The following is a 5,071-nucleotide window of genomic DNA, read 5'->3' on the forward strand; positions in this document are numbered from 1 at the left end:
CGAGATCACCGCGCGCCACCAGCAGCGGCGGGTGGATCGGCCACGGCAGCGCCGTCAGCTCGTCGAGCACCGGGCCCACCACGTCCGCGTACGGCGTGGGCACGATGCCGAGACGCAGGCCGGCGCCGGGCACGCCCACCGTGATGCGGCGCGGATCCGCCAGCGACAGCGTCGACTCCCAGGCGCCCTCGCCCCGGGACGCCCACCAGATGCGGTCCTGCGCCGGCACCGCCGCCACGCCGGCCACGATCTCCCCGTCCGACTCGAGGGCCACCAGCACCAGCCACCGGTCATCCCCGGTCACGAACAACGCGGTGCCGTCGATCGGGTCGATGATCCAGCGCCGGTCCGCGGAGCCGGTCTGGCCGCCCTCCTCGCCGAGCACGGCGTCACCGGGGCGGTCGGCGGTGAGCACGCCGCGGACCGCGTGCTCCACCGCCCGGTCCGCAGCGGTGACCACCGTGCCGTCAGCCTTCTGCTCGCGCCGCAGCCTCGGAAGGTCCGCGAACCAGCGCATCCCCTCCGCCGCCCCGGCCAGCGTCGCCCGCAGCGCCACCTGAAGATCGTCCCCCATGGACCTCATCAGACCATGCTCGCCGCCGCCACAGCACCGTGACCAGAAACACCGCGGCGAGCACGAACACAACGTGGCTCACCGGGGTGATCACCGGTCCGTCGCCCTGCAGCGGCGTCAGGAAGAAGCTGTGCCAGGCGTAGGTCAGCACGCCACCGGCGGCCGCCGCCAGCACGTGCGCCGGCGTCCGAGCCCAGGCGATCAGGCCGGTCAGCACCGCGGCGAAGGAGACGAGGATCGCGATCACCGCCGGCACGGTGTCCAGGCGCATCCCACCCATGAAGAGCGCGCCGCCGGCGACCGTCAGAAGCAGCAGCGCCCACGGCGGCGCGGTGGGCGTGCGCTTCGGCACGGGCGGCACGAGGAACGCGGCGACCACCAGCACGGCGGCGATCACGACCACGGTGACCAGCTGCGGCCACGATGCCCAGAAATGACCGGACGACCAGGAGAAGACCGTGGTCAGCGCCGCCCCGACGAGGAAGAGCACGACGGTGACGATCAGGCCAGGGGTACGCAGCCAGGGCGTCGTGCGGCGGCGGGTGCCCGACTCGGCCAGCGCGATCGGCACGCTGATGCTCCACACGGTGTGCAGGGCGAGCACGTAGAGCGTCCACGGCACCGCGATCCCCAGCGCCGGCACGAAGCCGCGGGAGAGCAGGTGGTGGCCCGCGTAGTCCGGGTTGAACAGCGACTGCGTGAAGATGCCCTCCTCGAGGACGCCGTAGGCGAGGGCCAGCAGCGCCATCGCCGGCCAGCCCCGGCCCGTCCGCCGGGCCACCTCCCGGATCAGCAGCGCGCCGCCGCCGTAGAGCGGCGCCAGGAAGAACAGCACCGGCAGCGCAGCGAGCGTGAAGTCCCCCAGCAGGAACTCGGCCACCAGCGGAGACAGGAAGAACAGGGCGAACGCGGGTGCGGCTCGGCGCAACATGACGACTCCCTCCATCGACGATGGGGAAATCGTCGCGCCGGGTGCCCGGCGGAACCCCCGCCGTTTGTCATGGCCGCACCCTGACAGATGTACCTCGTGGACAGCGAACCGCCCCGCGATGCGGGGCGGTTCGGAACCCGGCCGGAGGGGTGGCAGGGTGTCAGGTCGCAGGTGTCAGGCGCTGATCCACTCGGTGGCGACCCGCCGGCCGTCCACGGTGCACTCGATGCGGACGGGGCCGGTGCGGACTGCCGGGAACGAGAAACATCCCACCTCGTCCGCCGCGGTCTCGGCGACCGGGCCCGAGGCGTCCAGCAGCCGCACCCGCCCCGGCTCGGGCGGGATGAGCTGCCCCTCGATCCCGCTGTCGCTCACCTCGATCTCCACCCGGACGTCGCCGAGGGCGAACACCAGGTTGCGCGGCGCCCCGGAGAGCGGCCCGCGGACGGCCGCGTGATCGTCGAGGCGGGAGTCGTAGAGCAGGGCGGCGAGCTCCTTGTCCAGGTCGGTGACGTGAAACGGGAACACCGCCCGCCCCGCGGCGATCACGTCCTGCTCGCGGGGCTCACGGCGGATCGCGTCCGCGATGTCCCGCAGCAGCTCCTCGTCATCGCTCCAGTCGCGCCACGGCATCACGGACACCTTCCCATCTGTGTGTTCCGGCCCGCACCGAGATATGCCCGCACCGCGTCGGTCTCACGCAGTTTGCCGAGCACCCGACTGCGGGTCGGTCCGATGCTGCCGATCGGGATGCCGAGGAGCCGGCTGATCTCCGCGTAGGCGTACGGCGGGTCCGCCGACAGCATGAGCAGCAGCTCGCGCTGCTGGGGCTGCAACTGTGCGAGCCCGTCGAGCAGCACCTGGCGGCGTTCGGTGGCCAGCAGCATCTCGTCGATCTCGGGCGCGGCGGAGGAGTCCTGGCGCATCAGACTCGGGTCCACGGCCACACTCCGTCCGTTGACCCGCAGGTGCCGCTCGCACTCGTGCCGCGTCGTGGTGGCCAGCCAGCCCGCCAGCGCGGCGGGCTCGCGGATCTGCCCCAGATGCTCGACCAGGCGAAGCCAGACCAGCTGGCTGACGTCCTGCGTGTCGGCCGCGGACAGCCGATAGTGCCGGATGACGAACGCGACCAGCCCGGCGAACCGGCGCACCAGTTCGTTCCAGGCCTCGTCGTCACGGTCGATGCTCGCCTTGACCAGCGCCGGTAGGTCCCAGTCGGCCATCTCTGCCATGTCGCCCCCGCGTGGGTGTGTCGCGCCCGGTCCGGAGCCTCGCACGGGATCAACCCAGCCCCTGGAGGATCCGCATGGCCTTGCCATAGCCCGGGATCGGCTTGCCGAACTCGTCCAGCCTGTCCACGGCGGCTCGGGGCTCGATGCGCTCCTCGTCGCAGATCCGCGCGATCGCGCCGGCGATCTGGGGCGCGGCGAACGAGGTGCCGCTCCAGAGCGCCCACGCGTCCTCGCCGAAGGTGTCGGGAGAAGGGTCGAAGACCGGCGACTCCGTCCCGCTGACGAAGGTCGATCGGATGCCCTCGGCCACCGTGGAGAACCGGACCTTGTCACCATAGGACGACCAGCGTGACGGTGTCAGGTACGGAGTGAGCCCGGCCACCGCCTCGACCCCCTCGAGGCACGCCGGGAAGACGGCGTCGTCGTCACCGTTGTTGCCCGCGGCGGCGACCAGGACGGTCGCGCCTCGAGAGTCCTCGGCGACGTGGGTGACGGCGGCGGCGATGGCCGGCGGCGGCTGGTCGTCGACCGTCTGGATGCCGAGCGACAGGTTGATCACGTGTGCGCCGTCCGCGTACGCCTCCAGGATGGCCTCGGCGATGTCGTGGTCGGTGGCGAACCCGTCGCTGTCGGCGGCGCGGTACACCACGATGTCCGCGTGGGGCGCGACCCGCCGGACGACACCGGCCACGAAGGTGCCGTGCCCGGCCTGGTAGTCGAGCAGGTCGTCCTTGCCGGCCGGGAAGACGTCGAGTTCGTCGATGTTCTCGCGGTCGGCCCGGCGCTTGACGTCGTTGAGCACGCCGTCCGGGCGCCCGTCCTGCGGGATGCCGGTGTCGATCACGGCCACCCGGATCGTCCCGGAGCCGCCGCGCGGCCCGGCCACCAGCTCGGCCACCACCTCGGCGGGCAGCGGCGGGGCCGGCTCGGGACCGCCGACGCCCTTGCCGACCGCGGCCATCGTGGACAGGTAGTTGGGAGCGGCGGACAGCTTCTCGGCGGCGGCCCGGTCGATGACCCGGTCGATCTCACCGGCGGCGGCGCACGAGCGGCGAAGGCAGATCCTGCCGGTACGCCCCGCCCCGTGGTGCACGGGCCCGGTGTAGCCGCGGAACACCTCGCCGAGGGGCGCATCGGCCGGCACCAGCACCTCGCCGCGGGCCAGCAGGCTGAGCGAGCCGCTCCGGCGCCGCCGCCACTCGACCTGCGCGCGGGACAGGTCGCCGCTGGCCCGCCGGCCCATCAGGATGCCGAGCAGCCGGGCGTCGCCGTCGGGGTCGTTGCCGGCGAGCCCGCCGAGCTGCCGCTCCACAACCGTCCGCAGCCTGGCGACCTCATCGTCGCCGTAGGATTCCGGATAGTCCCCCTCGAACGCGTATCCCAGGTGGTCATTCTCGAACTTCATCAGCGTCGACTCCCGGAAGTAGGTTTCTTGGCCGTAGTAGAGGCGCCCGCCGACCTCCTGATACACGCACGACGTGTTTATGAGGGAGCGATCACCGACCCGCACCGATTCGAGCCGATCGCGGCGGACCTGGTCCGCCGGGCGCGCCGCTCGGGGCCGCCCGAGGCGCTCGCGGTGGCGTTGCGGGCGCTGGCCCGGGCACGGCGGGCGCAGTTCGCGGCGGCGGAGGCGAAAGGGCTGCTGGACGAGGCGGCGGCGGTGGAGCGGCGGCACGGTCTGAGCTCGGTGCTGGCCGGCGTGCTGCTGACCCGGGCGGTGGTGAACCAGGAGCTGGGCAACATGGCCGGCGCCCAGCGCGACCTCGACCGGGCCCAGCCGATCGTGGATCCGTCCGAGGTGGGCGAGCTGACCTTTCAGCGTGCCGTTCTGCACCACAATCTGGGCCGGCTCGGCCGCGCCGCGACGGCGTACCGGGATCTGCTGCACGGTCCCGAGTTCCCCGACCGGCTGCGGGTGATCGCCCTGAACAACCTGGCGATGATCGAGACGCAGCACGGCCGGCACGCCGACGCGCTCCGGTTGCTCGCCGAGGCCGGCACCCGGGCGCCCGCGGTCGGCCCGGCGCTGGTCGCGATGGTGAGCGGCACCCGGGCGTGGGCGACGGTTCACGCGGGCCGGTTGAGCGAGGGCATGCGGCTGTTCGACGACGCGGCGCGGGCACACGAGGCGGCCGGGCTGCCGCTGGGAGAGCATTTCGTCGAGTACGCGGACGCGCTCATCGACCTTCGCCTGATCCCCGAGGCGGCCGGCGCGGCGCGGTCGGCGGCGGAGGAGTTCCGGCGCAACGGGGTGCCGCTGATGGGTGCCGAGGCCGAGCTCCGGGTGGCCCAGCTCGCGCTGCTGGCCGGCGACCCCGGGCAGGCCGAGAC

At 73.0% G+C, this 5,071-nt stretch carries 5 protein-coding genes and 1 pseudogene; 1 reads left to right on the forward strand and 5 read right to left on the reverse strand.

All coding sequences use genetic code 11. From position 1 onward, the window contains the following. The 5 genes from AB0M20_RS26555 to AB0M20_RS26575 form a co-directional block, all read right to left on the reverse strand. Window positions 1-556 (reverse strand): inositol monophosphatase family protein (locus AB0M20_RS26555; protein ID WP_364302660.1); only part of this gene is annotated, 556 nt, incomplete at its 3' end. Next, window positions 468-1,505: a hypothetical protein gene (locus tag AB0M20_RS26560; protein ID WP_364302662.1), complete on the reverse strand. Its 1,038-nt coding sequence runs from the start codon at window positions 1,503-1,505 to the stop codon at window positions 468-470. The genes AB0M20_RS26560 and AB0M20_RS26555, both read right to left, overlap by 89 nt. A gap of 174 nt (window positions 1,506-1,679) precedes the next feature. Continuing rightward, entirely contained in the window at window positions 1,680-2,138 is a 459-nt protein-coding gene (locus tag AB0M20_RS26565) for a hypothetical protein (protein ID WP_364302664.1), read from the reverse strand. Next, window positions 2,138-2,737 carry a sigma-70 family RNA polymerase sigma factor gene (locus AB0M20_RS26570; protein ID WP_364302666.1) on the reverse strand — a complete coding sequence of 200 codons (600 nt, stop codon included), beginning with the start codon at window positions 2,735-2,737 and terminating at the stop codon, window positions 2,138-2,140. The genes AB0M20_RS26565 and AB0M20_RS26570 overlap by 1 nt, the downstream gene beginning before the upstream one ends. Before the next feature lie 49 nt (window positions 2,738-2,786). Then, the gene (locus AB0M20_RS26575; RefSeq protein ID WP_364302669.1) at window positions 2,787-4,142 is read right to left on the reverse strand and encodes a S8/S53 family peptidase; all 1,356 of its coding nucleotides are present in this window, start codon (window positions 4,140-4,142) and stop codon (window positions 2,787-2,789) included. Between the two features lie 27 nt (window positions 4,143-4,169). Here AB0M20_RS26575 and AB0M20_RS26580 point away from each other — a divergent pair. Further along, window positions 4,170-5,071 (forward strand): annotated as a pseudogene (locus AB0M20_RS26580) (hypothetical protein); the annotation flags it as partial.

This window comes from Actinoplanes sp. NPDC051633 (assembly GCF_040681735.1).
In the GTDB taxonomy this organism is placed as follows: domain Bacteria; phylum Actinomycetota; class Actinomycetes; order Mycobacteriales; family Micromonosporaceae; genus Actinoplanes.

Bases quoted from the DNA above. Each gene is read 5' to 3' on its own strand.
- AB0M20_RS26565 (WP_364302664.1), bottom strand. From the start codon at position 2,138: ATGCCGTGGCGCGACTGGAGCGATGACGAGGAGCTGCTGCGGGACATC.
- AB0M20_RS26560 (WP_364302662.1), bottom strand. From the start codon at position 1,505: ATGTTGCGCCGAGCCGCACCCGCGTTCGCCCTGTTCTTCCTGTCTCCG.
- AB0M20_RS26570 (WP_364302666.1), bottom strand. From the start codon at position 2,737: ATGGCAGAGATGGCCGACTGGGACCTACCGGCGCTGGTCAAGGCGAGC.
- AB0M20_RS26575 (WP_364302669.1), bottom strand. From the start codon at position 4,142: ATGAAGTTCGAGAATGACCACCTGGGATACGCGTTCGAGGGGGACTAT.